Genomic DNA, 1,094 nt, shown 5'->3' on the forward strand with positions numbered 1-1,094 from the left:
TTCGCACTCAACCGCATCGGTGGCGACATCAGCCTGCGTTTCGCCGGCATCCCGATGGGGCACGAATTCACCTCGCTGGTACTGGCCCTGCTGCAAGTCGGCGGGCATCCATCGAAGACTGCGCCTGAAATCATCGAGCAGATCAAAGACCTCGACGGCGAATACAACTTCGAAACCTATTTCTCGCTGTCCTGCCAGAACTGCCCGGACGTGGTGCAGGCGCTCAACCTGATGGCCGTGCTCAACCCGAACATCCGCCACGTCGCCATCGACGGTGCGCTGTTCCAGGAAGAGGTCACGATGCGTCAGGTCATGTCCGTGCCGAGCATCTACCTCAACGGCGAGCTGTTCGGCCAGGGCCGCATGGGCGAAGAAGAAATCCTCGCCAAGCTCGACACCGGCGCTTCTGCGCGTGATGCCGAGAAGCTCAGCGCCAAGGACGCCTTCGACGTACTCGTGGTCGGTGGTGGTCCGGCCGGTGCTGCGGCGGCCATCTACGCCGCGCGCAAGGGTATTCGTACCGGTGTTGCCGCTGAGCGTTTCGGCGGTCAGGTGCTGGACACCATGGCCATCGAGAACTTCATCTCGGTCAACGAGACCGAAGGCCCGAAGCTGGCCCGCGCGCTGGAAAACCACGTGCGTGAGTACGACGTCGACATCATGAACCTACAGCGCGCCGCCGCTCTGATACCGGCATCGACTGACGGCGGACTACATGAGATCAAACTGGAAAACGGCGGCTCGCTGAAGGCTAAGACCCTGATCCTCGCCACCGGCGCGCGTTGGCGCGAAATGAACGTGCCGGGTGAACAGGAATACCGCGGCCGTGGCGTCGCTTACTGCCCGCATTGCGACGGCCCGCTGTTCAAAGGCAAACGCGTTGCGGTCATCGGCGGTGGTAACTCGGGCGTGGAAGCGGCGATCGACCTGGCCGGCATCGTTGCTCAGGTCACCTTGCTGGAGTTCGACAGCCAGCTGCGCGCCGATGCGGTACTGCAGAAGAAGCTGCACAGCTTGCCCAACGTCAGGGTGATCACCAGCGCGTTGACCAGCGAGGTCATCGGCGACGGCAAGAAGGTCACCGGCTTGACCTA

Annotated in this window: 1 protein-coding gene; it reads left to right on the forward strand. The window is 62.6% G+C overall.

Translation table 11 applies throughout. From position 1 onward, the window contains the following. A partial coding sequence (ahpF, locus tag PSTU_RS0100005) for an alkyl hydroperoxide reductase subunit F (RefSeq protein WP_019338994.1) occupies nt 1–1,094 on the forward strand: 1,094 nt, incomplete at both ends.

Source organism: Stutzerimonas stutzeri SDM-LAC, from assembly GCF_000235745.1.
In the GTDB taxonomy this organism is placed as follows: domain Bacteria; phylum Pseudomonadota; class Gammaproteobacteria; order Pseudomonadales; family Pseudomonadaceae; genus Stutzerimonas; species Stutzerimonas stutzeri_H.